General features: G+C 42.9%; 26 protein-coding genes. 9 read left to right on the forward strand and 17 right to left on the reverse strand.

Annotation, left to right across the window (positions count from 1 at the left end):
* Positions 1 to 80 precede the first annotated feature (80 nt).
* The 5 genes from H7F25_RS12220 to H7F25_RS12240 form a co-directional block, all read right to left on the reverse strand.
* The gene (locus H7F25_RS12220) at positions 81 to 2,798 is read right to left on the reverse strand and encodes a DNA translocase FtsK (protein WP_282102151.1); all 2,718 of its coding nucleotides are present in this window, start codon (positions 2,796 to 2,798) and stop codon (positions 81 to 83) included.
* A gap of 196 nt (positions 2,799 to 2,994) precedes the next feature.
* Positions 2,995 to 3,600 carry a YtpR family tRNA-binding protein gene (ytpR, locus tag H7F25_RS12225; protein ID WP_185853774.1) on the reverse strand — a complete coding sequence of 202 codons (606 nt, stop codon included), beginning with the start codon at positions 3,598 to 3,600 and terminating at the stop codon, positions 2,995 to 2,997.
* 16 nt (positions 3,601 to 3,616) lie between these two features.
* Positions 3,617 to 4,429, reverse strand: a complete 813-nt coding sequence (locus tag H7F25_RS12230; protein WP_185853775.1) for a DUF1444 domain-containing protein — start codon at positions 4,427 to 4,429, stop codon at positions 3,617 to 3,619.
* Positions 4,430 to 4,449: 20 nt separating this feature from the next.
* Positions 4,450 to 4,770: a thioredoxin family protein gene (locus H7F25_RS12235; protein WP_024424860.1), complete on the reverse strand. Its 321-nt coding sequence runs from the start codon at positions 4,768 to 4,770 to the stop codon at positions 4,450 to 4,452.
* On the reverse strand, positions 4,757 to 5,785 hold the full coding sequence (locus tag H7F25_RS12240; RefSeq protein WP_044332407.1) for a PTS sugar transporter subunit IIC: 1,029 nt from the start codon (positions 5,783 to 5,785) through the stop codon (positions 4,757 to 4,759). The genes H7F25_RS12235 and H7F25_RS12240 overlap by 14 nt, the downstream gene beginning before the upstream one ends.
* Before the next feature lie 200 nt (positions 5,786 to 5,985).
* Between H7F25_RS12240 and H7F25_RS12245 the strand changes: the two genes are divergently transcribed.
* The gene (locus tag H7F25_RS12245; RefSeq protein WP_024426182.1) at positions 5,986 to 6,432 is read left to right on the forward strand and encodes a YtoQ family protein; all 447 of its coding nucleotides are present in this window, start codon (positions 5,986 to 5,988) and stop codon (positions 6,430 to 6,432) included.
* A gap of 46 nt (positions 6,433 to 6,478) precedes the next feature.
* Here the strand turns inward: H7F25_RS12245 and H7F25_RS12250 are convergent, their stop codons facing one another.
* Positions 6,479 to 7,552: a M42 family metallopeptidase gene (locus H7F25_RS12250; protein ID WP_024426183.1), complete on the reverse strand. Its 1,074-nt coding sequence runs from the start codon at positions 7,550 to 7,552 to the stop codon at positions 6,479 to 6,481.
* 199 nt (positions 7,553 to 7,751) lie between these two features.
* Here H7F25_RS12250 and H7F25_RS12255 point away from each other — a divergent pair, with 199 nt between their 5' ends.
* Entirely contained in the window at positions 7,752 to 8,066 is a 315-nt protein-coding gene (locus H7F25_RS12255) for a PepSY domain-containing protein (RefSeq protein WP_003217759.1), read from the forward strand.
* Positions 8,067 to 8,107: 41 nt separating this feature from the next.
* Here H7F25_RS12255 and H7F25_RS12260 read toward each other — a convergent pair whose 3' ends face one another.
* The 3 genes from H7F25_RS12260 to trmB all read right to left on the reverse strand — a co-directional run bounded on the left by H7F25_RS12260 (position 8,108) and on the right by trmB (position 11,485).
* Positions 8,108 to 9,751 carry an NAD-dependent malic enzyme gene (locus tag H7F25_RS12260; protein ID WP_044332427.1) on the reverse strand — a complete coding sequence of 548 codons (1,644 nt, stop codon included), beginning with the start codon at positions 9,749 to 9,751 and terminating at the stop codon, positions 8,108 to 8,110.
* 128 nt (positions 9,752 to 9,879) lie between these two features.
* Positions 9,880 to 10,728: a YtnP family quorum-quenching lactonase gene (locus H7F25_RS12265; protein ID WP_185853776.1), complete on the reverse strand. Its 849-nt coding sequence runs from the start codon at positions 10,726 to 10,728 to the stop codon at positions 9,880 to 9,882.
* Positions 10,729 to 10,843: 115 nt separating this feature from the next.
* A complete protein-coding gene (gene trmB, locus H7F25_RS12270; RefSeq protein WP_024424866.1) occupies positions 10,844 to 11,485 on the reverse strand; it encodes a tRNA (guanosine(46)-N7)-methyltransferase TrmB in 642 nt (213 codons plus the stop codon).
* A 188-nt stretch (positions 11,486 to 11,673) separates the two neighbouring features.
* Here trmB and H7F25_RS12275 point away from each other — a divergent pair, with 188 nt between their 5' ends.
* The gene (locus H7F25_RS12275; RefSeq protein ID WP_024424867.1) at positions 11,674 to 11,949 is read left to right on the forward strand and encodes a YtzH-like family protein; all 276 of its coding nucleotides are present in this window, start codon (positions 11,674 to 11,676) and stop codon (positions 11,947 to 11,949) included.
* Here the strand turns inward: H7F25_RS12275 and H7F25_RS12280 are convergent.
* The 4 genes from H7F25_RS12280 to thpR form a co-directional block, all read right to left on the reverse strand.
* Positions 11,946 to 12,746 carry a phosphotransferase family protein gene (locus tag H7F25_RS12280; RefSeq protein ID WP_024424868.1) on the reverse strand — a complete coding sequence of 267 codons (801 nt, stop codon included), beginning with the start codon at positions 12,744 to 12,746 and terminating at the stop codon, positions 11,946 to 11,948. The genes H7F25_RS12275 and H7F25_RS12280 overlap by 4 nt on opposite strands.
* Before the next feature lie 284 nt (positions 12,747 to 13,030).
* The gene (locus tag H7F25_RS12285) at positions 13,031 to 13,960 is read right to left on the reverse strand and encodes a YegS/Rv2252/BmrU family lipid kinase (protein WP_185853777.1); all 930 of its coding nucleotides are present in this window, start codon (positions 13,958 to 13,960) and stop codon (positions 13,031 to 13,033) included.
* 48 nt (positions 13,961 to 14,008) lie between these two features.
* On the reverse strand, positions 14,009 to 14,944 hold the full coding sequence (locus tag H7F25_RS12290; protein WP_024424870.1) for a hypothetical protein: 936 nt from the start codon (positions 14,942 to 14,944) through the stop codon (positions 14,009 to 14,011).
* 25 nt (positions 14,945 to 14,969) lie between these two features.
* Entirely contained in the window at positions 14,970 to 15,521 is a 552-nt protein-coding gene (thpR, locus tag H7F25_RS12295) for an RNA 2',3'-cyclic phosphodiesterase (protein ID WP_185853778.1), read from the reverse strand.
* A 94-nt stretch (positions 15,522 to 15,615) separates the two neighbouring features.
* On the opposite strand from thpR, the gene cysK reads away from it, so the two are divergent.
* On the forward strand, positions 15,616 to 16,545 hold the full coding sequence (gene cysK / locus H7F25_RS12300) for a cysteine synthase A (protein WP_370880801.1): 930 nt from the start codon (positions 15,616 to 15,618) through the stop codon (positions 16,543 to 16,545).
* A 48-nt stretch (positions 16,546 to 16,593) separates the two neighbouring features.
* Here cysK and H7F25_RS12305 read toward each other — a convergent pair whose 3' ends face one another.
* The gene (locus tag H7F25_RS12305; protein ID WP_185853779.1) at positions 16,594 to 17,220 is read right to left on the reverse strand and encodes a Type 1 glutamine amidotransferase-like domain-containing protein; all 627 of its coding nucleotides are present in this window, start codon (positions 17,218 to 17,220) and stop codon (positions 16,594 to 16,596) included.
* A gap of 29 nt (positions 17,221 to 17,249) precedes the next feature.
* On the reverse strand, positions 17,250 to 18,650 hold the full coding sequence (gene pepV, locus H7F25_RS12310; protein ID WP_125587174.1) for a dipeptidase PepV: 1,401 nt from the start codon (positions 18,648 to 18,650) through the stop codon (positions 17,250 to 17,252).
* Positions 18,651 to 18,744: 94 nt separating this feature from the next.
* On the opposite strand from pepV, the gene H7F25_RS12315 reads away from it, so the two are divergent.
* Positions 18,745 to 20,043 carry an NCS2 family permease gene (locus tag H7F25_RS12315; RefSeq protein ID WP_024424875.1) on the forward strand — a complete coding sequence of 433 codons (1,299 nt, stop codon included), beginning with the start codon at positions 18,745 to 18,747 and terminating at the stop codon, positions 20,041 to 20,043.
* Between the two features lie 370 nt (positions 20,044 to 20,413).
* Positions 20,414 to 20,635, forward strand: coding sequence for a DeoR family transcriptional regulator (locus H7F25_RS12320; protein ID WP_008356419.1), 222 nt, complete (start codon positions 20,414 to 20,416; stop codon positions 20,633 to 20,635).
* Positions 20,636 to 20,704: 69 nt separating this feature from the next.
* Here H7F25_RS12320 and H7F25_RS12325 read toward each other — a convergent pair whose 3' ends face one another.
* Positions 20,705 to 21,421, reverse strand: coding sequence for a pseudouridine synthase (locus H7F25_RS12325; protein WP_024426193.1), 717 nt, complete (start codon positions 21,419 to 21,421; stop codon positions 20,705 to 20,707).
* Between the two features lie 16 nt (positions 21,422 to 21,437).
* The gene (locus H7F25_RS12330; RefSeq protein ID WP_087977673.1) at positions 21,438 to 23,060 is read right to left on the reverse strand and encodes a putative polysaccharide biosynthesis protein; all 1,623 of its coding nucleotides are present in this window, start codon (positions 23,058 to 23,060) and stop codon (positions 21,438 to 21,440) included.
* A 175-nt stretch (positions 23,061 to 23,235) separates the two neighbouring features.
* Between H7F25_RS12330 and H7F25_RS12335 the strand changes: the two genes are divergently transcribed.
* The 3 genes from H7F25_RS12335 (at position 23,236) to H7F25_RS12345 (ending at position 26,375) form a co-directional block, all read left to right on the forward strand.
* Positions 23,236 to 24,507, forward strand: a complete 1,272-nt coding sequence (locus H7F25_RS12335) for a BaiN/RdsA family NAD(P)/FAD-dependent oxidoreductase (RefSeq protein ID WP_103132343.1) — start codon at positions 23,236 to 23,238, stop codon at positions 24,505 to 24,507.
* Positions 24,504 to 24,701 carry a hypothetical protein gene (locus H7F25_RS12340; protein ID WP_024424878.1) on the forward strand — a complete coding sequence of 66 codons (198 nt, stop codon included), beginning with the start codon at positions 24,504 to 24,506 and terminating at the stop codon, positions 24,699 to 24,701. Before H7F25_RS12335 ends, H7F25_RS12340 begins: the two co-directional genes overlap by 4 nt.
* Before the next feature lie 198 nt (positions 24,702 to 24,899).
* Positions 24,900 to 26,375 carry a glycine betaine transporter OpuD gene (locus H7F25_RS12345; protein ID WP_232624233.1) on the forward strand — a complete coding sequence of 492 codons (1,476 nt, stop codon included), beginning with the start codon at positions 24,900 to 24,902 and terminating at the stop codon, positions 26,373 to 26,375.
* Positions 26,376 to 26,412: the final 37 nt, after the last annotated feature.

A 26,412-nucleotide genomic window follows, 5' to 3' on the forward strand; every position in this document is an offset into this window, starting at 1 on the left:
GACATGCGAAAAGTGTCCAATTACAAAATTGCACCTATGTGCTATCATACCATGTTTACGAAAAAAATGAAGTGGTTTGTTTAGATCAACTGTTCTAAGTCACTCAGTGTCATGAGTACTTCTCTTGGCTTACTGCCTTTCGCACCAGATATCATGCCCTCGCGTTCCATCATGTCAATCAACCTGGCTGCACGATTGTAGCCAATTCTAAATCTTCGCTGCAAACTTGATGTACTAGCGCTATTCTGCTCGATGGCAAAACGGCAGGCATCCATAAACAATTCATCTTCGTCTGTAATCGCAGAGCCTTGCAGCATTAGTTCCTCCTGTTCAAAAAGGAACACGGGCTTACGCTGCTTTCTCACATGTGCTACCACTTGATCAATCTCGCGGTCTGATACAAAGTTCCCTTGAAGCCTTGTCGGCTTGCCAGAGCCATTTTCTAAGAAGAGCATGTCTCCTTTTCCGAGAAGCTTTTCTGCACCTGCCATGTCAATGATCGTTCTTGAATCCACCTGACTTGAAACAGAAAACGCAATTCTTGTTGGGATATTGGCTTTAATGAGACCTGTAATGACATCAACAGAAGGTCTTTGTGTCGCAATCAATAAGTGAATGCCGCATGCTCTTGCTTTCTGTGCAATTCGGCAGATGCTTTCTTCGACTTCATTTGGTGCGACCATCATTAAATCAGCCAGCTCATCGATCACCACGACGAGATAAGGCAGTTTTTCACCCATTTGTTTTTCTTTCACAAGCTCATTGAATCGTTTAATTTCTCTCACGCCAGAGTGTGCAAATAGTTCATAGCGTCTTTCCATTTCATCCACTACCCATTTCAAAGCAGCTGTTGCTGTCTTGGCATCAGTAATGACGGGACTCACAAGATGCGGAATGTGATTATACGGCGCTAATTCAACCATTTTAGGGTCAATTAAGAGCATTTTCACTTCATCTGGTGATGCTTTAAACATTAAGCTCACTAAAATCGTATTAATGCAGACACTTTTTCCTGAACCAGTGGCTCCAGCAATTAATCCATGCGGCATTTTTTGCAGATCAACCACGACAGGCTGGCCTGAAATATCTAATCCGAGTGCCGCTGTTAAAGGAGATGGATTGTCTCTAAACGCACTGCTTCTGATCATTTCTCTTAAGAACACCATTTTACTGTGCAGGTTTGGCACTTCGATCCCGATTGTGTTCTTTCCTGGAATCGGGGCTTCAATTCGAATATCCTTTGCGGACAAACTAAGTTTAATATCATCTGACAGGTTCGTGATTTTGTTCACTTTGACACCTGGTTCTGGATGTACTTCAAACCTTGTTACAGAAGGTCCCTGTGTGACATGAACCACACTTGCTCTTACGTTGAAATTTTTAAGTGTCGCATTGAGCAGCTCAGCCCGCTCTTTCACCCATGTCCCGTCCTCTTCTTTTTGAGCTGGCGGTACGTCTAAAAGGGCGAGACTTGGAAAAACATATCCTTGTGTATCGGCTGCTTTCTTTTGCCCTTGCAAGCGCTGGTCGCTTTTTAACATCATGACATTAAAAGGAACCGTGGAGGTTTGACCGCTTGTGCGTTGTGGCTGCGGAGATGTCTGTTTTGGTTCTTCTTTCTTGACTTCCTGCGTTTGTTCTTGCTGCTCTGTCAGTTCTATGACCGTTTCTGCCGGTTCAGATGCAGTTTGTTCCTCTCTTACTTGCTCTACTGGCACCGCTTGATCTTCTTCAATTTCAGCTTCTTGAACCAGCTGCTCTTCCTGCAGGTCATGTTTGACTGGCTCAACTTCTTCAAATGCTGCCGCTGGCGTTTCTTCTTGTTTGTCTTCTATTGGATCAGCTTCTACTTCTTCCACCGGATCTGCTGAAATGTTTTCTGTTAACACCGCTTCTTCTGCTGGAATGTCTACTTCCATTTCAATTGCCGGCTGCGAAGGTTCCGGTGTTTCAAAGGTCAACATCTCTATTTCCTCAGTATGGTCTCCAAACTGATTGACAGGCTCGTCTTTTATTTCTTCGTCATTGCTTGAGGCAGCCTGTTCTGTCTCAGACTCTACCGGCTGCTTCTGATAGACTTCGGCTTGCTGCTTATGTAAATCAGCTTCATGATGATCTTCTGGCTCGATGAAAGGCTCGTCAGTTAAACGTTCCATCGTCGATTGAACATGATCTTGATAAGCGAGTTCCTCTTGTAATGTATGCGGGGTTACTGCTGGCTCCTTATCTGCTCTCTCTTCTGCTGACGCTGAAACCATTTCCTCGATACGTTTTTCTTTCTGTATTGACGGGATGTTCATTTGCTGTCTGACATTCCGTTCACGCTCTGCCTCTTCTGATAACAGTGTGACACGCTGCGCCGTTTCTTCTGCTGCTTTCCTTTGAACTGAAGCTGTTTCTTCTTTTGCATCTGCCCGTTTTGGACGCATATCCTGATGATAGCCATAGATCGGTGATGGAATTTGCTCTGGTTTGAATGGCTTTTTATTCATATCAGGCTGAAGCGTTTGTTTAGGCTGATAGGTTGTTTGTCTGGTCTTTGACTGGCTTGGTTTGGCGCGTCTTCTCTCCGGCTTCACTCCATCGCGCTGAGGTTCATCTGGAACGAGCGGAAAGCGAAAGTTCCCTTTTGGATATTCATAATACACTTTCGTATCTTCGATTTTTTTATATTCTTTATGCGGTTCAAAAGCTGGCTGCTTTGGTGCAGCTAGATCTTCTTCAGGTCTTGCAGCTTTTTCTTCTTTCTTTTCTTCTCCTAAAAATACACTAAAAAATTTATCTAACCAACTCATCATTTATCACTCACTTTAACTCCCCTTACGTTTTCTTGGGCGATTTTTAGTATACCATTGCTTTTTCATGCAGAAAAGCGAGAAAAGTGCCGCTTTTTACTGTTCATGCTGTCTGTAGATGAAAAAAAGTCACTAAGTACGTACTTAGTGACTTTTGGTATAACACATTCTTCGCTCCTATGTGCCCGTTTATGGGAGGTTACGCTTTAAAGGGTTCGCCAGCTTGATGGCTTCCATCTAAAACAAGAATCCCTTTTTCAGCAGGTGCGTCTGGAAGATCTAACTCTTTCGCTGAACAGATCATGCCGCTTGATGGAACGCCTCTAAGCTCAGCATCTTTGATGACCATACCGCTTGGCATCACTGCACCGACCTTCGCCACCACGACATATTGGCCTTGGTCAACGTTTGGTGCACCGCACACGATTTGTAAGGTTTCATCGCCCACATCAACTTGGCAAATGTTTAATTTATCTGCGTTCGGATGCTTTTCTTTTTCCTTCACATAGCCGACAACAAATTTTGGTGATAGATCCACAGTCAACGTTTCACTGACACCGTTGCGGTTTAAAATTTCATTGATATCTTGAACAATGGTTTCAGAAAGCGGGACAGATCCGTTTTCTTCAATTTTCATGTATGTGGATGCATTGAAGATATTAAAGCCTGTTGTTTCTTTTGTTTCTTGATTGAAGATTCGTACAACATCTCCAAACGTCTCATGACCTACTTCTTTTCTCGTCACATCTTTCAATGAAATAAGGAGTGTGTCGCCTACACCTTCTGCATTATAAAAAACGTTCATTCTTCAAAATTCCCTTCTACTGCTGTTTTGGTCTGCTTTTTGCAAGTATAAAGATCGGTTCAAGCTTCCCCTCATCATATAAAAATGATAATGCGGTAATCGGAACCGTACCGCTGGCGAAGAAGCTCATCGACATCTGTCCTAAAATATCATAGCCTGAATCATTGCGAACATCAGCAATGATGAATACATCTTGATGGGGAACAGAAATCGCCATTTGTCCTTCTATTTTTTGCGCGTATTCTTGTAATAACGATTCATTTAAAAGTCTGCTGGCGTCATATCCGTCATTTGCACGGAAGAAATAAAACCGGTTGCCTGCCACTTCATCCATTTTCACTACAGTTTCTAGCGAACGGACGTTGAAGCTGGCGGTTTCTCTAATTCGCTCTTTTGTCCAGTTTTCCTTTTGAAGCATCTTTTCATCAATTAATCGGTAGGTGCTTCCAAGATCAAGTGCATAGTAGATTCTCGTTTCTGCTGTATGCTCATCAAACACGAGGGGAATTCCATCACTTGATGCCTCAGGAAAGGAAGTGGAACGAATGACTGGATAGATCTGCTTTTCTTTTCCAGAAATGTGCTGCGCTTCGCCTTTCATCGCACTCAGCGCTTCTTTCACATAATAAACGATCTCATCGATGGTTTCATCAGGCTTTACTTCCCACTTTGCAATAATTGGCGGGAGCTCTAGTGTGATGCCTTTGCCTGTTTGTTTATCTTCAATACGAAGCGTATCTTTTTCCCGGTCAAACTGGTGTGACCAGCTGGCGTTCGTCAGACGGCTTTTGAGTTCATTCGCAAGCTGTCTTGATGTCATTTTTGCCATCGTTTTAGACTCTCCTTTCGTTATTTAGAAAGAGAATCTGTTAAAAATGCTTCAATCTCTTCCTTTGTCTTACGATCTTTGCTGACAAAGCGGTTAATCTCTTGTCCGTTTTTAAAGACTAAAAAGCTTGGAATGCCGTAAATTTCCCACTCTGCACAAGTGTCAATGAACTTGTCTCTATCAACATAGAAGTACTCAAATTCTGGGTAGTTTGCTTCAAGCTCTGGCAAGAATGGCTCAATAAATGTGCAGTCCGGGCACCAGTCAGCTGAAAATAGCAATACTGTTAAGTCTTCTTGAATCACTTTTTGTAATTCTTCGTTTGATTCAATTTTTTTCATGTTTCATTCCTCCAGTTTGTATGGTTAAATCTCCGTATTGTATGTAGCCTTTCTTTCTCATCCATTCTGATACTACCAAACTAATCACTGCCGGGCCAACGATATGCAAGAGAGCTATCGCCAGAAACACAGATGGATGAAACCCCATGACGGTCAGGGTCATGAGCTGTCCAACAAGGCCGCTCGTTCCCATTCCCGCTCCTGCCGCATTATTGACCATCCCAAAGCCAATAATACCAATTGGCGCGAGAATCAGACCAGCAATCGTCGGCGGAATCAGGATGAGGGGATTTTTCACAATGTTCGAAAGCTGCAATTTTGACGTTCCAATGCCGACAGCCGCAAGACCGCCAAAGCGATTTTCTCTAAAGCCTGCAGCAGCAAAGCCAACCATTTGAGCACAGCAGCCAATCGTTGCAGCACCAGCAGCGGTTCCGCTTAAGTCAAGCATAAGCGCAAGTGCAGCACTTGAGATCGGAGAACTGAGGGCAAGTCCAACAATGGTCGCTACCAGCATGCCCATGATCAGCGGGCTTTGGTCTGTCCCCCACATAATGAGCCTGCCGAGCCCTGTCATCATGGCTTCAATCCCAGGTCCGATGAAAGCAGCGGTGAAAAAGCCAGTGATAATGGTGACAAGCGGCGTTAAAATAATATCAATTCTTGTCTCACCACTGACCAGCTTGCCGAGTTCCACACCAATTAATGCTGCGGCAAAGCTTCCAGCAGGACCCCCAAGCTCTGCTCCAGCAGCACCTGAGACAACACTTGCAAAAATGATTAATGGAGAAGCATTTAAGCGATAAGCAACTGCTACGCCAATTGCCGGTCCCATCAGTCCCATAGCAAGCGTACCCATTTTCACAATGAGAGAAAGTGATAACAGACCGCCTGCTGTTTTTAAAATCAGACCTACCACTAATGTAGCAAATAGACCTAAAGCCATATAAGAAAGTGCATCAATGAAATACACCTTTAGTGAAAGGGATATCCCCTTTCTTTTCAAATAAGTCATCAACGTCGTCTTCCTGCTTTCTCATAGGAAAGACGAAGAGGCCTGTCCTTCCCATTATATGTAGTATTCTTACGATGAAAAATAGTCTCTACCATGAATATCATAATCATATTTTTTTTGCTTTATCAAGCACTTCTTGTGTAACATGAAAAGAAACAGGACAAACCTTTACTAAGTTTGTACAAAAGGAGGAGATCGTTATGCAATTAACTGTCTATTTAGCTGGAGAAATTCATAGCCAGTGGCGTGATGAAATCAAGGAGAAAAGCCAATCTTTGAAGCTGCCAGTGACATTTGTCGGTCCAATGGAGAATCATGACCGCTCAGATAACATCGGTGAGGATATTTTAGGTGAGCAGCCGAATGCCATTTTCAAAGATGATGCAGCTTCTGATTTGAACAATTTTCGTACTGAAATTTTATTAAACAAAGCAGATGTCGTCATTGCACGCTTTGGTGAGAAATATAAACAGTGGAACACAGCCATGGATGCATCTGCTGCGATTGCAAAAGGGAAACCTCTTATTTTAATCCGTCCAAAAGAGCTGCACCATCCGTTAAAAGAACTCTCAAACAAAGCAAATATCACTGTGGAAACCGTAAACCAAGCGATCAAGGCGTTATCTTATGTGTTTGAACAGCAATAAGAAAAAAGGCTGCTCTCATTGAAGAAGCAGCCTTTTTCTATTCTATTTATACTTGTTGGTAAATAGTATCCACTGTACTTTGATCACAATTTTTGACAAGGCGGACAATTAACTCTTTAGCCGCTGCGTAATCATCCACATGCAAAACAGAATGACTTGTATGAATGTAGCGTGCGCAAACCCCAATGACGGCAGAAGGCACACCTTGGTTTGAAATATGAACACGTCCAGCGTCCGTACCACCCGGTGATACGAAATATTGATATGGAATGTTGTTTGTCTCAGCAGTATCAAGCACAAAGTCTCTCATTCCGCGGTGCGTAATCATTGTCCGATCAAAAATACGCAGAAGTGCACCTTTTCCAAGCTGGCCGAACTGTGTTTTGTCACCTGTCACATCGTTTGCAGGACTCGCATCTAAAGCGAAGAAAAGATCTGGCTGAATCATATTCGCAGCTACCTCAGCCCCTCTAAGCCCAACTTCCTCTTGAACAGTTGCTCCTGAGTACAGCTGACATGAAAGTGTTTCGTCTTTTAATTCTTTTAATAATTCAATTGCAAGGCCGCAGCCATAGCGGTTATCCCAAGCCTTCGCTAAAATCTTTTTTGGATTCGCCATTGGGGTAAAAACCGTTGCAGGAACGATTTGCTGTCCTGGACGAACGCCAAGCTCTTTTGCCTCTTCTTCACTATCTGCACCAATATCAATGAGCATATCTGACGGCTTCACAGGCTTGCTTTTTTGTTCTGGCGTCAGAAGGTGAGGAGGTGTACTAGAGACGACACCAGGAATCGGCCCGTGATCGGTATGGACGTCCACACGCTGCGCCAGCATGACTTGACTCCACCAGCCGCCAAGTGTTTGAAAACGAATCATCCCGTTTTTCGTAATCGATGAGACCATGAATCCGACTTCATCCATATGACCCGCTACCATAATTTTCGGTGCGTTTTCCTGCCCCTTGCGTACGCCAAACACTCCGCCAAGACGGTCTTGAATGAGTTCATCAGAATATTTCTCAAGTTCCTTTTTCATAAAAGCACGCACATGGTGCTCATTTCCTGGAGTTCCCTGTAATTCTGTTAAATTTCGGAAAAGCGACAATGTTTCTTCGTTCATTCTACAGTTTACCTCGTTTCTATGTAATGACCATATATATTCCTATAAAAATAACACTCACTTTATACTATAAGAATTCTTTCGGTTTTCCAAGTATCTCTCCAGAAATTTTGAATATGCTTTCAAGTATTCGGATTCCTTAACATCAATGGACAAGTTTTGTATAATGGAAAAAACAGCAATACGGAGGTGCAGCACGTTGAAGTTAAAACATGTTCTGATTGGTGCGAGTATTGGCGTAGCCGCTGCAATTGTTGCAAAGAAAGTATTTTTCCCTACGTATATCTCATCTGAAAAAGCATTAAAAATTGTGAAATCTGCTTTTAAACAGCGCGGCCCTATTGATGGCTCTTGGATTTATACTGTACCAGAACCGTATACCGTAAATGGTGAAACGATTGATGTGTACAAATCTGGCATCACCCGCTCTGCCTTTGGCGAGCTTGAACAGTATGAAGTGATGATTGATGCCAAAACTGGCATGATCGTGGATGTCATTGATTCTGTTGCTTGATCAAGAAAGCTTCGCAAAGACGTGTCCTTGCGAAGCTTTTTTTATATGGCTTTGATTTTTTTGTACACAGGATGCCACATAGCGTCCTGCACAGCCTGAATAAGATCATCAGGCGTTTCTTCTGCTATTCCTTCATCAATTGCTGCCTGCGCCACACGGACGGCCACTGTCGCTGAAACGGTTCGAAGCTGATCAACACTTGGCAGCATCGCTGCACCCGGCTTCCCAACATTGACCATGCTTGCAATGGCTTCAGCACTCGCAACAAACATACTGTCTGTCATCAACCTGGCTTTTGACACAATTGTGCCTAGACCAAGTCCTGGGAAGACAAGGGCATTATTCGCTTGTCCAATTTCATATGTGACACCGCCATACTCGACAGGATCAAATGGACTTCCCGTTGTCACAAGGGCACGTCCTTCAGTCCACTCGATCAGATCTTGCGGCTTTGCTTCTGAAAGAGGGGTCGGATTCGACATCGGTAAAATCGCAGGGCGCTCCACGTGTGACGCCATTTCTTTTACAATTTCCTCTGTAAAAGCGCCTCCGACCGTCGAGGTGCCAATTAAGATTGTTGGTTTCGCCTGCTTGACGACCTCTAATAGATCAATCGAATGCTTTGGACCATTACGGGCATAATCCTTTACTTCGTCAGAACGTCTTGCATACGGCTTTTGAAATGGCTGAATGTCAGGTGAATCATCTGTGAGCAGCCCCGTTTTATCAATACACCAGAAATGATCGTAGGACTCCTCTTCTTTGACTCCGTCTCTGACGATCGCATCACGGATTTGCTCGGCTATGCCAATACCTGCCGTACCCGCTCCAAAAATAACAATACGGTGATCTTTCAGCGGAACTTTCGAAGCTTTTGCACATGCTAGCACTGCAGCAAGTGAAACGGCGCCAGTCCCTTGAATGTCATCGTTAAATGTACAAATACGATCCTTATATTTTTCCAATATCGCACGGGCATTCTTTGTCCCAAAGTCTTCCCAGTGAAGGAGGGCGTTTGGGAAAGTAGCGCGGGCAAGCTCGACATATTGATCAATGAACTGATCATAGCGCTCTCCTCGAACGCGGGAGTGCTGATTTCCAACATAAAGCGGATCATTCAAGAGACTTTCCTGGTTCGTTCCGGCATCAAGCACTACTGCCAGCACGCGGCTGGGATCAATGCCTGCTGCAGCTGTATAAACAGCAAGTTTCCCAACTGAAATGGCAATCCCGCCAACGCCCCAGTCTCCAATACCTAAAATGCCTTCTGCATCAGTTGCAACGATTAAGTCGATTGATTCATCGACACCATAAGAGGCAAAAATCTCTTCCATGCCTTCCAGATCATCAATCGATAAATAGAGCCCTCTTGGCTTTCGATACTCATGGCTATAACGCTGAATTGCCGTTCCTACAGTCGGCGTGTAGACAATTGGAAGCATTTCCGCCAAGTGCTCATTAAGTAATTTGTAAAAAAGCACTTCATTTCTATCATGAAGTGATGTTAAATACACATTTTTCCCTAGATCATCCGGCTGTGCCTTGAACTGCTCATATGCACGCTTTGCCTGATCCTCTAAGGTTAAGACCTTAGGCGGAAGAAATCCCTTTAACCCGAGCTCCTCCCGCTCTTCCTTTGTAAATGCAACCCCTTTGTTTAAATAAGGGACTGACATGACTTCCATCCCTCTTAATGGTGTTTCGATCACATCACCATGTACACGATAAAATTGGTTCACCTGCACTCTTCCTTTCACAAGTTCATTTTGTCGTTATTTTGTGTGAAAGGCGAAAAAAACATACAGATGATCTTTTATCTTCCTGTTTCTCTTTTGATTTCGTGTGTGATCTGCCCGTCTTCGTCCCATTTTACAGCACGATAAATGGCATCATGATAAAACAAGTACCACGCATTTTTTTCTTCTGCAAATGCCTGCCACTTTTGCTTGGCTGGAATCGAGGTCATTGGGTAATCATCATATGCCAAAACCCAAAGTGGATTTTTATGAGCGTGTGTTGGCATGATATCAGCTAAATGAATCGCTGTTTCGCCCTCACTTGTGAGCGTTAAAATGCTATGACCATTGCTGTGTCCGCCTGTATGATGCAGCTCGATGCCTTCTGTCACTTCGATGCTTTCTTCAAATGTGACCACTTGGTCTGCTACAGGCTCCCAGTTTTCTTTCCAATATGTATTTCTTGAGCGAATGTTCGGCGCTCTCATTTCATCCCATTCGATTTTCGATGTGATGATTTTTGCCTGCTGAAAAACAGACACGAGCTTATCGCCTTCACGTTTTGTTAATCCGCTGGCATGATCGAAGTGCAGATGTGTCATTAATACGTAATCAATATCTGATGGGCGCAGGCCAATCGCCGCTAGAGATTCTTCCAATTTGGTTTCCTCTGTCACGCCGTAATTGCGTTTTTGTTTATCTGTCAGCTTCCCTGATCCGATGCCGGAATCCACTAACAGATGAAGACCCTTCCACCGAATAAGAATTGGATCACATCGTAATTCAATTTGATTGCGGTCATTTACCGGGTATTTTTTTGACCATAATGGCTTTGGCACGACACCGAACATCGCACCGCCGTCCATGTGCGTATCTCCCCCGTTTAACCAAAACAGTTCCATTTCACCTATTTTCATTGTCTCCATTGCTGTCATCCCTCCTTTTTCTATCGTAGCAAATACAGCCAAAAATCGCATGCACCAATCTTTTCATAAAAAAGCTGGCTGCCATTTTTCTTTGCAGCCAGCTTGATGTCACTTGTTATTCTGGGAATTTGACTTCTGATCGATAGATCGGTTGTCCCATAGACGAGAATTTCTCTTCATATTCAGTCATCACGTTTCCTTCTAAGCCGTCCTCATGTAAATCTAGGCTGACATACGTTAAAAGAAGACCATATGCAGAAAAACTTTTTAAGGAATATTCAAATAACCCGCGGTTATCTGTTTTGAAATGTAATTCACCGCCTGGACGAAGAATATGTTCATATCGCTCTAAAAAGGTTTTAAACGTCAATCTGCGCTTTTCGTGTCTTGCTTTTGGCCACGGATCAGAGAAATTCAAATATACCCGGTCAATCTCATTTTCCGCAAACACATCTGTCAGCGTCTCAGCATTGATATTCAAAAGCTTTACATTTTCAACATCTGTCTCTTTGATTTTATCTACTGCTGTCACAATAACACTTTTAAATAATTCAATGCCAATATAGTTGATATCAGGATGAAGCTTGCCCATTCCAGCAATAAAGCTCCCTTTTCCTGTCCCAACTTCAATATGGATTGGATGATCATTTCCAAACAGCTCATGCCATTTCCCTTTATATTGCTCGGGACTTGCTAAAGCAATATGAGCATTCTCAGCTAAGTAATCATCAGCCCATGGTTTATGTCGCATTCTCAATTTGATACACCTCTATTTTCTTTACATTTTATCAAGATACCATGAAACATAAAGACCCGCAAGACAGCATCTTCTATGTCCATATAAAAAGACCAGCCCTTCGCTTGAGCTGGTCTGCCGCATGTATAAATTGGGCGCTGAATGCACAGTTTAACCTCATAAATGACACGCAGGAAAGGAGCATTTGTATGGGTTTAAACCGTCAACATCAGCTTCAATTAATCAAAGATATTTTAACCGATCACCAGCTGGATTGCTGCGGGACTGTTGCAGAATATGAACAGGTGGGACGCGTGATTCAATTAATGCTGGCAAAAGAAGATCTGGATGCTGACATTCGTCAGCTGTTAACAGATATTTATGATTACAGCCAAAAGGGCACCTCTGTCAGTTCAATTGATGCACATATTGAGGAGCATCAATCACATCTGTCTGAGTGGGTCGAGAACATTCCACTGTCTTAATGGATGTTTAACCGTTTTAAGAGTGCATTTAGCTCCGCTTGCACCTCTTTTTGCGCCTTTTCATTCCCTTTTCGTTTATGCCAAACGACAAACGATACGGTTTCAGCGAGCACGTACCACGCCATGCGCTTTCGCAAATTGTCCGTCAGCGGGGCGCCGTACATAGAGAGCCAGCTTTCCCAGTTCTCTTCCTCAACATAATGGTATAAAAGCGGTCCAAGATCAATCGCTGGGTCTGCAATCATCGCCCCATCCCAATCGATCAAATAGAGCTGGTTTTCATCTGTCAGCAGCCAATTATTATGATTGAGATCGCAATGACAGACGACCTTGTCCTCAAAATGGACAGCCTCCACATGCTTCTCTAAATACTGGATGGCACGCGAAATGTCTTGTGAATCAATTTGCTCGTTTAATATGGACTGTTTCAGATGCATCAGAATGGATTCTGGGTCTAGAGAGTGCTTCTCTAATCGTTTCAGCATATCGAGCAATTCTTTTGATGTATGAATTTTTCTTAGCTGCTCTGCTACAGGACGATCATTCATGTCCTTTGGCTTCAGCTCTCTGCCGCTCAGCCAGTGCTGTGCAGTAATCACATCTCCATTTTCCATCCGTTTTGTCCAGACAAGCTTCGGCACAATGCCTTCAGCTGACAAAACCGCAAGAAACGGTGACGTATTGCGTTTTAAAAATAGCTTTTGGTCATTGTGTGTTGCGAAGTACGCATCTCCCGTAGCGCCTCCAGCCGGAGAGATGTGCCATTCGCTACCTAATATTTGTCCCAACCAGTTCATATCAATTTTCAACCCATCATTTCTTAAAATATTTTAAATCTTGCTTTTTTAGTCGACAAAATTCAGCCGATTGAGGATCAATTGGCTGTTTCTTTTTTTATTTATATGATCATAAAAACAAAAAGGACAGCTATTGAGAATGAGATGCTAAACAATAGCCGTCCTATAGATTTTATCGTTACCTTCTTATACTCGTCAAGCAAAACTAAAAAATCAGGACAAGAACCTTATGAAAAAGAAGGCTTTTTTCACGGTTCTTTGCCTGCGGATATACCGCAAGTTATTTAAGCACGTAATTTTAAGGATCGTTCACTTGCCTTTACAAAGACAGGCGTTGCGCCGATCACTTCTCCATCTGCGTGAAATAAGATTTTTTCATCTGCTTCTAAAAACGCTTCCTCATGCTGAAAAAGGGTAACCCCCTTCATCCCAAGGTGCTTCCGAAACACCATTGCACTTAGAAACAAGAGGACTTTGAATGGATTCAAATCTGTGACAACCATCGTTTGAAAACCTGGCTGCCTTGCACTCACTTCCGGCGCTGCTTCCAGCCCTCCCCCATAATACGGGTGATTACATACGATCACAAACCACACTTGGCGAAAGACTTTCTTCTCATTTTCAATAAATAGCGCAAGATCAAACGGCTTAAACGACCATAAAGAATGGAGAAATGACAGAGGATAGATGATAAAGCCAAGCCCCAGCCGTTTCAGCCACTTCTTCCCTCTAAAATGCACCGTTTTCCTCAGTACATGTGCGTCAAACCCCACACCGATATGATTGAGAAAGAGAACAGATTGCGGACTTTCGGCATGATCTTGAAAGGAGCCGAGAGAAAATGTTTTGGTGAGCATTCTCTTTTGCTTTCTCACTTCTTTTTGGACATCATGACGATGGATACCGAGACCCTTCGCAGCATCATTCCAATGACCAGCAGGGACAAAACTAAGCTGCACATGATCGACTTCCTTTAAGCCATTCAGTACTTCATGAATGGTGCCGTCACCGCCGATAACAATCAAGCGCTTCAGCCTGTCATCCTGCATGGCACTGATTTGTCTTGCCAAAACTTCGGCATGGCCTTCATGCTGGGTGAGAAATGATCGATAAGAGACCTCCACCTTTTGTAATTCTTTCTCTATGCTCCTCCATGTGCGGAGTCCTTTTCCATGTCCTGCTTCTGGATTAACGATAAAGTACCATTCATTCATATATTAGCTCCACTCAGGTCTCATTTTTCGTGACCTTCCATCATGCCTTTAATCGAGCCATTCCTGTCTTCTTTTGCTGTCTGATTCACCATAAGCAAGCAATGCCTTTGTCGCCTTAAATTGCTGATGCTTTGTCGGCGCCGTATTTTTCCGCTGCTTTTCAAACCACTCTTCTGCCTTCTTCTTATCGATAACCTCCATCCCATATGGAACTTCAGGTAAATCAATATAAGAGGTTCGGCTGATGAGGATTTTCTTCACAGGAAGGTCTACACCACTTTGCTGTAAGATCTTTGACACGACGGTGCCAGAGCGCAAAAGGCTTGCACAAGGATTCAAGACGGACTGAACAGCTTTCCCAGTCGCCCGTTTTTCCCAAAAACGTTCCTTCGTTCCAATATAGACGCTGTCTGGCTCGGCCTCTAAGAAGGATAAACAGATCACTTCGAGCGGCGTGATGAGTATCGGACATAATTCCATCTCAGCTTTTTGAATGAGCAGCACCGGCTTGTACATCACAAAATAAGAATCCGGAAGCTGCCTTGCAAGCATCCGCAGCTTTTCATCATACCGAATATGATGGGAAACGGTTGAAATATGTGAAATCGTCGAACTCGCCCATTTTAATTGCACTTCAAAGAGATGATCCTTAAAAAAGTGAATCAGCTTCGTTTCATCGGTAGGAACGTTTCTGAAAACCCCTTGCTCTATATCTGTCGGCTCGTTAAAAAGACTCAGGTCCCGTTCCTTTTTCATATCGGCTTCTTTTTGCTTTCTCTTTAAGGAGAATTTCTTTCTCTTTTCTTCCTCTTGTTCTGGCGCTTGTTGAGGAATTTGATCAAACGGTTGCTGCGCCTCCTCTTTTGAAGCCTTTTTTAACTCGTCCCATCTTTGTTTTTTCAACCGATTGAATTGATTGATATAGTGATGCGGGTCTTGTTCATATCGTGATATATAATCTTGAATTTTGATAATTTGCGCCATCTGCTGCTCACTCCAACTTCTAGAATCATTTATGTAGTGTAAATTGTTTGATTGCGTGATAACGAGGGGTTTCCTTCGGACGTATTTCAAATAAAGTGATACGAGAAACCTCCATCACATATGGCTCTTTGCGTAAAGGTGCTTGCTTTTCATAAGGGTCATCCGCATTCCATTTGCGTGCAATCGTCATATGCGGATGAAACGGTCTCTTTTCAACAGGGTGTCCTGCTGACAAGACGGCTTCCTTTACCTTTTCTCTTAAATGCATGAGCGGCTCACATTCATGAGGCTTTGCAAAAAAGACTCTCGGGCGTTCCTTCGCACCAAACTGCCCTACCTCATTCAGCTCTAGTGGAAATGCAGACGCTTCATTTGAAAGGATGTCAAGCAGGTGGATGATCTTTTTTAAACGCTCTTCTGGAATGGCGCCTAAAAAGATAAGGGTCACATGATAATCATGTGGTGCTGTCCATTTTTGAAAGAACAGTCCGCTCCTTTGATCAATGTCTTGTTTGATTTGATGCGCAAGTTGTTCAGGGATGTGAATCCCTATAAAATAATGACGGTTTTCTGACACAATATCACCTGTCCTTTTTTAACAAACTTTACGAATCCCCATTGATGATAGTATAACTAAAGAAATGCCGAATGAGAAGAAAGGGTGTCATCTGATGAAAGTTGCACAAAATATAGCTGAGCTGATTGGCGATACACCGCTTGTCAAATTACAGCGGCTCCAGCCAGAAAATGCGGCGGCTGTTTACTTAAAGCTGGAATCATTTAATCCCAGCGGAAGTGTAAAAGACCGCGCGGCTTACAATATGATCATTGAAGCAGAAAAACAAGGGAAACTCACAAAAGGAGCAACCATTATTGAGCCTACGAGCGGGAATACAGGGATTGGTTTAGCCATGAATGCCGCCGCAAGAGGCTACAAAGCCATCCTTGTCATGCCTGATACGATGACAAAGGAAAGAATCAATATTTTGAAGGCATACGGGGCGCAGGTCGTCTTAACCCCAGGAGAAGAAAAAATGCCAGGCTGCATCCGCAAGGCTGAGGAACTGGCTGCTCAAATTCCTCATAGCTTTATTCCCATGCAGTTTGACAATAAAGCGAACCCAGATGCACATAGAGGCACAACAGCAGTCGAAATTATGGAAGCTGTGAAACAACTTGGACAGCCCCTTGGAGCCTTTGTCGCAACAGCTGGAACTGGCGGTACTATTACAGGAACTGGAGAGGAATTAAAAAAGGCATTCCCTCATTTAACCATCCGTGTGGCAGAGCCTAAGGGTTCCCCTGTCTTATCTGGCGGGAAACCTGGGAAGCATAAACTTGTTGGCACAAGCCCAGGATTTATCCCCCATATTTTAAACGAGCATATCTATGATGACATCGTGCAAGTAAGTGACGAAGATGCTTATCACATCACACGGCAGCTCGCTAAGCTTGAAGGAATTTTAGTAGGCCCATCCTCTGGGGCGGCTTGCTATACAGCCATTGAAACAGCCAAACAATTGCCGACAGATCAAATTGTGATCTGTATGACAGCAGATACTGGCGAACGATACTTATCAAGTGATGTTTTTCAAGATTAAAAAAGGAACAGGGCGATGAATCCCTGTTCCTTTTTCTTCATTTCACAGTTAAGATATTTTGACAGATTTCACCTCAGCCTGTTCCCCTCTGATAAGTAAAGCCTGTTCATCAGTAAGCGGACATAAATCGAGCGTCTGCTGATACTTCTCTGTGATTTGCTGCGCAGCCTCGCCTAAATAGACATTATGCATATGCGGTACTGGATAGCAGCTTATTTCATTGACACCTTGAAATGATGAAAGCTCCGGCGCCTTCTTTTGTTCATCCATCAGGGAGAAATATTCAATGCTTGGCGCCATGATGATACTCCCCGCAGATTCTCCGATGTACAGCTTGCCGTTGTTGATTTCTTCTTTCAACACGTCATCGAGACGATGCTTTCTTAACTCTTGCAATAAATAAAAAGTGTTGCCTCCTGAAACGTAGATCACATCATTTTGTTTGATCATCTGCGCGATCTCTTCAGCGGACTGTTCATCTATCTGCACAGTCTCAATCTGCATCCCTAATTGCTGAAAGGCTTCCTTCGCTGCCTCTACATAGTGCGTGACTTCTTCTACAGCACTTGCCGTTGGAAAGAAAGTCACGCGCTTTCCTTTTAAAGATTCACCGGCAAAGTCAGATAAGAGAGAATAGCTGTCTTTGAATGAAGAGCATAAGAACATTTTTTTCACTGTGAATCCCCTCTTCTCTTTTCCAATTTCTATTTTGCTAATTCATACATGGCTTGTGCATAAAGAGCTGTTGCTCTCAGTAAGTCATCAATTTCAATATATTCATCCTTTTGATGGGCGCAGTCTGGTCTGCCAGGAAATAGAGGTCCGAAGGCAACGCCTGCTTCTAAAGATCTCGCATACGTTCCTCCCCCAATGGCAATAAGGTTTGCAGGATCTCCCGTTTGTTCCTCATATACCCGCTGCAAGGTTTTCACAAGCGGATGATCTTTTGAGACGTGATGCGGAGGACTGTCTTCGAATTTTAGAAGAGCCGCCCCTTTGATGCTTTCAATTCCTTTTTTGACGTCCTTGCCGCTTGCTGTCACTGGATAGCGGACATTTAACCCTAGCTTTGCTTCCTCATTCTGTTTATAGCGGATTGTCCCAACATTCAACGTCAAATCTCCACTAATCTCATCTTTGCAAGCAATTCCCAGCTTTTGTCCTCTTGTATCCTGATCAAATAAAACGTTGATTTGGGAAGTAAAGGCAAGTCCCTGCTCATCTAATTCGTGTCCGCATAAGAAATTCGCCATATGAATGCCCGCATTTGTCCCATGCGCCGGCTCCATGGCATGAACAGATACCCCTTTTAATGTAAAATGCAGTCCATCCGCTGCGCTTTTTACCTCACCAGATAATTGATGATCAGCAAGATAGGCTTCGAAAGCTGTTTTTATTAATTCAGCATCGTGTGCCTGTGCAGCAGTCACAGTAGCAGCTGCCTCATCTGGCACCATATTGAGCCTCATACCCGATGTAAATTGCTTCAGCGTATAGCGCTGATGATTCGCTGTTTGTTGATATGTAAATGACAGGGTGGCATCAATAATCCCTTTTTCCGCATGAATAATCGGAAAATCGGCGTCTGGTGCAAATCCGATTTGCGGCATCGCCTCATGCTTGAAATAATGGTCCACACAGCGCCAATCGCTTTCTTCATCTGTTCCAATGATCATTCTAATTTTTTTCGACAGCTGCAAACCAGTATCTTTTAAGATCTTCAGCGCATAAAATGCCGCCATGGTTGGGCCTTTGTCATCAATAGCCCCGCGTGCAAAGATTTTATTTTCTCTGATGTCAGCTGAAAATGGCGGGGTTGTCCAGCCGTCGCCAGCAGGCACCACGTCCACATGACACAGCACACCTACAATGTCTTCGCCTTCCCCGTATTCAATATGACCTGCATAGCCGTCGACATTCTTGACTGTGAAGCCTTCATCTTCCCCTTTTTTCAGCATATACTGCAGGGCATCATCGACTTTTTCACCAAATGGCTTTCCTTCTTTGCCGCCTTCTTCATCAAGGACACTTTCAATTTGTAAAAAAGATTGTGTGTCCTGAATTAAGTCGTCTTTTTTTCGTATTACTTCAGCTTCCCAATTCATTTTTCCATTCCTCCTTGAAAAAAGGTTGCAATCCACCCTTAAAACGAATATTATATTAATTGTTTTGTAATAATGTTCGTAAATGGAGGATTTTATGTTTCAGTTAAAAGAAAATCAAACCAACATAAAGAAAGAAATAATCGCTGGTATGACGACATTCTTTACTATGGTCTATATTGTTGCCGTCAACCCGGGAATTCTTTCAAAAGCAGGTATTCCTTTTGACCAAGTCTTTACTGCAACAATCATCGCTGCTGTTGTCGGTACGCTCTGGATGGCACTATTTGCAAATTATCCGATTGCCATTGCACCAGGCATGGGGCTGAATGTCTATTTCACCTTTACCGTTGTCGGCGGTGGCGGCATCAGCTATCAAACAGCGTTTAGTGCGGTATTTGTTGCTGGTATACTCTTTATTATTTTATCGTTAACATCCCTTAGAAAACAACTGATTCAAGCCATTCCAGATAATTTAAAGTACGGTATTACAGCAGGAATCGGGCTTTTCATTGCATTTATCGGCCTCCGTCAGTCTGGGATCATCGCTGCTGATCCAGAAAACCTTGTGAAGCTTGGCAATTTAAGCTCGCCTGTTGTCATTTTAACGCTTGTCGGCTTAATGATTTCGGTTATTTTAATGGTGCTTCAAATAAATGGTGCACTGTTTATCGGCATGTTAGCGACCACATTGATTGCGCTCGCAACCGGCCAGCTTCATTTCCCTAAAACACTGATGGATATCCCTGCACTGCCTGAAGGCATGCTGATTACAAATCCAATCGCTGCCTTTGGTGACGTGTTCTCTCATCATTTGTATGCTGTCGTCTTCTCCTTCTTACTGGTGACGATTTTTGATACAACAGGCACGATGATCGGCGTTGCCGAACAAGCGGGATTAATGAAAAATGGCCAGCTGCCAAAAGTGCGCAGAGCCCTGCTCGCTGACTCTGCTGCAACAACGGTTGGTTCTATGTTTGGTACAAGCCCAACCACTGCTTATATTGAATCATCATCAGGAGTAGCTGCTGGCGGAAGAACTGGGCTGACGTCTTTAACGGTCGCTGCACTGTTTATTGTGGCATTATTTTTCGGCCCGCTCGTTCAAGCTATTTCTTCTTTACCATCGATCACATCACCTGTTTTAATCATTGTTGGCTGCTTGATGATGAACTCGGTGTCACGCATTCGCTGGAACGAACTAGACGAGGCATTCCCTGCTTTCCTTGTTATTCTTTCGATGCCGCTGACTTCTAGTATCTCTACAGGAATTTCACTTGGATTTATTTCATATCCGCTTGTGAAATTGGCAAAAGGGAAATGGAGAGAAGTACATGTGCTTGTTCTCATCTTTGCGGTCTTATTTTTCATTCAGCTCTTTTTCTTAGAAGGATAACAGAAACAAAAAAGGCACATCCTCACATGGAATGTGCCTTTTTGCCTTCACTGAATTTTTTATTTTGTAAATTTTCTGTGTTTATTTTTCGGAATTTGAAAATGTCAGCTTCAATCGCATCTCTTATCATTATTGGGTTGTAACCGGATTCAAATCATGATATATACCATATTTTATTTCATGAAGACAAGTTTAAAAACACGTAAAGTTGACTTTTTGGTGGAACTAGATGCATAATAACGTGTATAATAGAATAAAACATTAAGAAACACGAACATTTACCATTGTTGCTTGTCCTTATTTCGCAGTTTTAGTGTAGTAAGTTGTGGTTAGTCAAGTCCATCCGATCTTATTGATAGGGAGTGGTTTTTTGAAACCTTCAACAAACCGTATGATGACTCGAATCAAATCAGTCTATATGTTCATTCAAGAGAAAGGTCTTGTGACGACACAAGAGCTGGTTGATGAATTCGGGATCACACCTAGAACCATTCAAAGAGACTTAAACGTGCTTGCCTATAACGATCTTGTTCATAGTCCAAGCAGAGGCAAATGGGAAACAACGAGAAAAAAAGTAAAAATATCATCTTAAGCGTATAATGAATTGTCCATATAACAAAAAGAACCGGCGATATGCCGGTTCTTTTCTTTTGTTCTTACGTTATTCACGATTCATTAAGCTGTCTAATTCTTCATCCGTCAATTCACGGTACTCTCCGGGTGCTAGATCTTCATCTAAAGAGACAGCCCCCATCGAGAGCCTTTTTAAAAAGATCACTTCATTTCCCACCGCTTGCGCCATCAGCTTCACTTGATGGTACTTCCCTTCAGTAATCGTCAAACGGATGCGTGTATCCTCCTCTTCATTTGCATCTACTTCCACCTTCGCCGGCTTCGTGTGATAATCATCTAAAATGACAACGCCCTCTTCAAGACGCTTAATGTCTTGATCTCCTAAAGGATTTTTCAAATGAACCTCATACGTTTTTGGCACATGCTTTTTTGGGGAAAGTAATTGATGAGCAAGCTGTCCATCATTTGTGAGGAGAAGGAGACCGACCGTATCCTTATCCAGTCTCCCCACAGGGAATGGCTCCCTTGCGATATCCTCCGGCTCAAGTAAATCGACAACCGTTTCATCCCGCAGATCTTCAGTTGCCGAGATCACCCCGTCTGGCTTGTTCATCATTAAGTAAATGAATTCTTTATATTCTACACGCTCTCCGTGTACGAGTACTTCATCATTTGATGGATCAACATGATCTTTCACCTGCTTTGCCACTTCTCCATTCACTGTGACCGCCCGGGCTTTGACAAGCTTTTTCACATCTTTTCTTGAACCAAAGCCGCTGTTAGCAAGTAATTTATCAAGCCTCATGAATATCTACCTCTTCTTAACTCTTTTTTCTTAAAAATTTCGGCATACGGCTGCCCAGTACACGCTCTAGTAATCCCACCTTATAAGACAAGTACATATACACACCGCCACCAGTGATCATAGAAATCAAAATGACGATACCCGCTTGTAAAATTCCGTCTTCATAAGAAATTACTTGGTTCACAAGCTGACTTGTCAAATATGCCACGACAGCCATGATCGCCGTTAAAATACCAATGAGAATAAAACGTTTGAAAATTCTGCGGAACGAATAGCCGGCATGGCGTTTAATCATGATAAACATATACAAGATGGACGCACTGTAGCCTAATGCTGTTGCCAATACAGAACCATTTCCTTGCAGCCAGCTGATCAGCGGGATGTTCAGAACCGATTTAATAATGATCCCTAACAAAAGACTGACGATCGCAAATTTTTGTTTGTTGATCCCTTGCAGAATCGCTGCATTAATGGTGAATAAAGAAAACAATAATGCAACAGGTGCATACCAAAACAAAATGGAGATCCCAATCTCAGGATGAACAGACGGATAGAAAAACCAATAAGCCGGTCCAGCCAATGCCGAGATACCAAATGAAGCAGGCAGCACGAAAAATAAAATGACTTGCATCGTCTGATCAATTTGTCTATTGAGCAGCTTGTAATTACGTGCTGTAAATAATTCCGTAATCGTCGGAATCAATGTTAAGCCAAACGCTGTGGCAAGTGACACAGGAATCATCACGACCTTCGGTAAATATAACGTCACAATGGACAATACCGCTGTACTAATATCCTGATGTCCGGATGCAATCATGGCTCTGTTAATTGTGTTTGTATCGATATAAGAATAAATAGGAATCGCAAGTCCAACAAACACATACGGCGCCGCATAGCTAAACAGCTCTGTAAACATTTGCTTATAAGATAAATCAGAGTGAGCGCCTGTATTCGGCTGCATGGCTAAGAGCCTGTCCTTCCGCTTCAGCCAATATAAATAAAGCGTGAATAAACCGCCAAATGCACCGATCAGAGCCGCAAATGTTGCATATCCGACAGCAATGACAAGCCCGCCGTCAAGCACCTTTAAAATAATAAACGTTGCCGTTAATAGGAAGATGATTCTGACAAGCTGTTCAATCACTTGGGAAACAGCTGTCGGTCCCATCATGGAGTGTCCTTGGAAGAACCCGCGTACAAGACTCATGATCGGTACAACCAAAAGACCTAAGCTGACCATTCGAATCACATATACTACTTGATCGACAGTCAAACCGCCTGTTTCATTTGATCCGCCAAGCTGAATCTTGGCAAAAATCGGTGCGGACAAATATAAAATAGAAAAGGCGATCATCCCGGTGACAAGCATGACCGACATACCCGCCCTGAACATTTTTCTTGTTGTCTCATAATCGCCGATCGCATTATATTTGGAAACAAATTTTGATACCGCTGTTGGAAAACCAAGCGTAGCGATACTTAAAAAGATCGTATACTGATTGTATCCATATTGGAATAGCGCACCACCAGTAGCTCCAACCATTGCGCTAAATGGAATTAAATAAATCATACCAAGAATACGAGAGAGATACGTCCCTATCGTTAAAACCAACGTACCACGAAGCAGTTTATTAGACATGCGCTTAACCACCATTTTTCTAATGAATATTCAACTTAACTATTTTACCACATCAATTCAATACACAGGTAACAAATCCAATACGGAAGTCACAAAACCAATCAATTCATATTTCAGCCTTCCCTAATCTTCGTTATAATAGAAAAATGACTGAAAGTAGAAAGAGGAATGTAACATGAAACATTATGATGTCATTGTCATTGGCGGCGGACCTTCTGGGCTGATGGCCGCGATTGCATCAGCAGAGCACGGTGCGACTGTTCTGTTAATTGACAAAGGAAACAAACTTGGCAGAAAGCTGGCCATTTCTGGCGGCGGACGCTGTAACGTCACCAATCGCCTTCCAGTAGAAGAAATCATCAAACATATTCCCGGAAACGGCCGTTTTCTATATAGTGCATTTTCTGAGTTCAACAACGAGGATATTATTTCGTTTTTTGAAAACCTTGGCATTGAACTAAAAGAAGAAGACCATGGACGTATGTTCCCTGTCTCAAACAAAGCACAATCTGTTGTGGATGCCCTTCTAGACAGGCTCCGAGCCCTCAATGTCACCATTCGAACGAACGAAAAAATTAAAACAGTTCTGTATCAAGACGGACAAGCAGCTGGAATTGTTACAAATAATGATGAAAAAATTTCAAGTAAGTCTGTCGTCATTGCTGTCGGCGGAAAAAGTGTGCCGCATACCGGCTCTACTGGTGACGGCTATGCATGGGCAGAAGCAGCCGGTCATACCATTACAGAGCTCTTCCCAACAGAGGTACCGGTCACATCCGATGAACGATTTATTAAAGAAAAAGTGCTTCAAGGTCTTTCTTTAAGAAGTGTGGCTGTCAGTGTTTTAAATAAAAAAGGAAAACCCGTCGTCACACATGTCATGGATATGATATTTACTCACTTTGGTTTATCAGGTCCAGCTGTTCTTAGATGCAGCGGATTTGTTGTGAAGGAATTGAAAAAACAACCGACAGTCCGCCTGCAAATAGACTTATATCCGAAGCTGAATGACGAGGAGTTGTTCCAGAAGCTTCATCGTGACCTTAAAGATGAACCGAAGAAAGCCATTAAAAATGTCCTCAAGTCTTGGATGCAAGAACGCTATTTATTGTTTCTGTTAGAACGGAACGGGATTGATCCACAAGACACATTCTCTGGTCTAGCCAAGGATAAACTGCGTGCATTTGCCCATGATTGCAAACATTTTATTGTGCATGCAAATGGTACGCTATCCTTGGACAAAGCGTTTGTGACAGGAGGCGGCGTTTCTGTGAAGGAAATTGAACCGAAGAAAATGGCGTCTAAAAAAATGCCCGGTCTTTATTTCTGCGGAGAAATTTTAGACATCCACGGCTACACAGGCGGCTACAATATCACTTCAGCACTTGTGACAGGCAGGCTTGCCGGCATGAATGCTGCACTAGAAGCAAAGGAGAGAGTTCAATGATCAGACGTGCATTACCGATTGTTCTTGCGGTCGTTATCAGTTTGACAGCCGCTGTTTTCTTGAAGCTGTCCATTACTCCGTTAAAAGTCGCCATTGTTTTGGCGTTTACTATTTTCGCAGTATGTTTAAAAGAATATGTCTACCGTCTTCGCAAACGAATTGAGGAAAAATCGTCTTCCCATATCGATAGTTGATAAATGGAAGCAAAACATGTTACGGTAAAGTAGAGGTCGAGTGAGAAGCTCGCCTCTTTTTGTTTGAAATAAGTTGAGTTAGGGGATATTAAGCAAAAGTCCTCTGCTTAAACGTGTAGAACAACAGGAGAGTGAGATGGTGTGAAAAACGTATCAAGTGTATTTTGGATTGTGATTGCGATCACATTTGTTGCCGTGATGTGGGGAGCGTTTTCTCCAGAGTCATTGCAAAATGTCACAGATCAAATTCAAACATACATTACAAATGACTTTGGCTGGTATTACTTGTTAGTGGTATCACTGCTTGTCGGCTTTTGTCTATTCTTTATTTTTAGCCCAATCGGTAAAATTACGCTAGGAAAACCGGGGGAAGAGCCTGAATTTGGTTTATTTTCTTGGTTTGCTATGCTATTTAGTGCCGGTATGGGAATTGGTCTTGTTTTTTACGGAGCAGCTGAACCGATCAGCCACTATGCTATTCAGTCACCAACAGGGGAGACTGAAACTGCGCAGGCCTTCCGCGATTCCCTTCGCTATACATTTTTCCACTGGGGGCTTCATGCATGGGCTATTTATGCCATTGTTGCACTTTGCATTGCTTACTTTAAATTTAGAAAAGATGCACCTGGTTTAATCAGTGCAACGCTGCAGCCCGTTTTAGGAAATAAAATTCACGGATGGATCGGTAAAACCATCGATTGTATTGCGGTATTTGCAACCGTGGTTGGTGTTGCGACAAGCCTAGGATTAGGCGCGGCACAAATAAATGGTGGATTGAATTACCTTTTTCATATTCCAAATACCTTTAGCACACAATTGATCATTATTATCATTGTGACGGTGCTTTTCCTTGCATCTGCTTTAAGAGGGATTGGAAAAGGCATTAAATACTTAAGTAATATCAATATGGTATTAGCAGCTGTTCTGATGTTTTTCTTACTTTTGGTAGGTCCAACTGTTTTTATCTTAAATTCATTTACTGACTCGATTGGACAATACTTATCTAATATTGTTCAAATGAGCTTCCGTCTATCTCCCAATGATCCTGAAAAGAGAGAATGGATTAATGGATGGACGATCTTTTATTGGGCATGGTGGATTTCTTGGGCACCATTTGTCGGGATCTTTATCGCTAGAGTGTCACGCGGGCGAACGATTCGCGAATTTTTAGTGGGTGTCTTAGTCGCTCCTTCCATCCTAGTCTTCCTATGGTTCTCGATTTTCGGTGTATCTGCAATGGACTTACAGCAAAAGAATATTGTCGATGTTGCAGGCCTTTCAACTGAAACGATGCTCTTCGGTGTACTGAATGAATATCCGCTGGCGATGATTACATCGATACTAGCACTCATTTTAATCGCCGTATTCTTTATTACATCGGCTGATTCAGCTACATTTGTGCTTGGAATGCAGACAACCTACGGATCGTTAAACCCTCCTGGCAGTGTCAAAGTCAGCTGGGGCATTATCCAATCGGCTGTTGCTGCTGTGCTTTTATTTTCAGGGGGACTTGAAGCCCTGCAAAATACAGCCAAGCTCGCAGCCTTGCCGTTCTCCGTTGTCATCATATTGATGATTGTTTCGCTGTATAAATCACTAAATGATGAACGAAGAATTATCAAACAAACCAATAAAGTCAATAAACCAAGAAGTCCAAGAGTAAAAAAAGCATAATCGCAACCGAGAAAAAGCCGTTCCTCATCCGAACGGC

It is taken from the genome of Bacillus sp. PAMC28571 (assembly GCF_014250435.1).
GTDB lineage: Bacteria > Bacillota > Bacilli > Bacillales > Bacillaceae > Bacillus > Bacillus safensis.

Bases quoted from the DNA above. Each gene is read 5' to 3' on its own strand.
- H7F25_RS12330 (WP_087977673.1), bottom strand. From the start codon at position 23,060: ATGTCTAATAAACTGCTTCGTGGTACGTTGGTTTTAACGATAGGGACG.
- H7F25_RS12220 (WP_282102151.1), bottom strand. From the start codon at position 2,798: ATGATGAGTTGGTTAGATAAATTTTTTAGTGTATTTTTAGGAGAAGAA.
- H7F25_RS12325 (WP_024426193.1), bottom strand. From the start codon at position 21,421: ATGAGGCTTGATAAATTACTTGCTAACAGCGGCTTTGGTTCAAGAAAA.
- H7F25_RS12245 (WP_024426182.1), top strand. From the start codon at position 5,986: ATGCAATTAACTGTCTATTTAGCTGGAGAAATTCATAGCCAGTGGCGT.
- cysK (WP_370880801.1), top strand. From the start codon at position 15,616: ATGAAAGTTGCACAAAATATAGCTGAGCTGATTGGCGATACACCGCTT.
- H7F25_RS12260 (WP_044332427.1), bottom strand. From the start codon at position 9,751: ATGGAAGTCATGTCAGTCCCTTATTTAAACAAAGGGGTTGCATTTACA.
- H7F25_RS12340 (WP_024424878.1), top strand. From the start codon at position 24,504: ATGATCAGACGTGCATTACCGATTGTTCTTGCGGTCGTTATCAGTTTG.
- ytpR (WP_185853774.1), bottom strand. From the start codon at position 3,600: ATGAACGTTTTTTATAATGCAGAAGGTGTAGGCGACACACTCCTTATT.
- H7F25_RS12230 (WP_185853775.1), bottom strand. From the start codon at position 4,429: ATGGCAAAAATGACATCAAGACAGCTTGCGAATGAACTCAAAAGCCGT.
- H7F25_RS12265 (WP_185853776.1), bottom strand. From the start codon at position 10,728: ATGGAGACAATGAAAATAGGTGAAATGGAACTGTTTTGGTTAAACGGG.
- H7F25_RS12290 (WP_024424870.1), bottom strand. From the start codon at position 14,944: ATGGCGCAAATTATCAAAATTCAAGATTATATATCACGATATGAACAA.
- H7F25_RS12250 (WP_024426183.1), bottom strand. From the start codon at position 7,552: ATGAACGAAGAAACATTGTCGCTTTTCCGAAATTTAACAGAATTACAG.
- H7F25_RS12315 (WP_024424875.1), top strand. From the start codon at position 18,745: ATGTTTCAGTTAAAAGAAAATCAAACCAACATAAAGAAAGAAATAATC.
- H7F25_RS12285 (WP_185853777.1), bottom strand. From the start codon at position 13,960: ATGAATGAATGGTACTTTATCGTTAATCCAGAAGCAGGACATGGAAAA.
- H7F25_RS12275 (WP_024424867.1), top strand. From the start codon at position 11,674: ATGGGTTTAAACCGTCAACATCAGCTTCAATTAATCAAAGATATTTTA.
- H7F25_RS12240 (WP_044332407.1), bottom strand. From the start codon at position 5,785: ATGACTTATTTGAAAAGAAAGGGGATATCCCTTTCACTAAAGGTGTAT.
- pepV (WP_125587174.1), bottom strand. From the start codon at position 18,650: ATGAATTGGGAAGCTGAAGTAATACGAAAAAAAGACGACTTAATTCAG.
- H7F25_RS12335 (WP_103132343.1), top strand. From the start codon at position 23,236: ATGAAACATTATGATGTCATTGTCATTGGCGGCGGACCTTCTGGGCTG.
- H7F25_RS12345 (WP_232624233.1), top strand. From the start codon at position 24,900: ATGTGGGGAGCGTTTTCTCCAGAGTCATTGCAAAATGTCACAGATCAA.
- H7F25_RS12280 (WP_024424868.1), bottom strand. From the start codon at position 12,746: ATGAACTGGTTGGGACAAATATTAGGTAGCGAATGGCACATCTCTCCG.
- H7F25_RS12235 (WP_024424860.1), bottom strand. From the start codon at position 4,770: ATGAAAAAAATTGAATCAAACGAAGAATTACAAAAAGTGATTCAAGAA.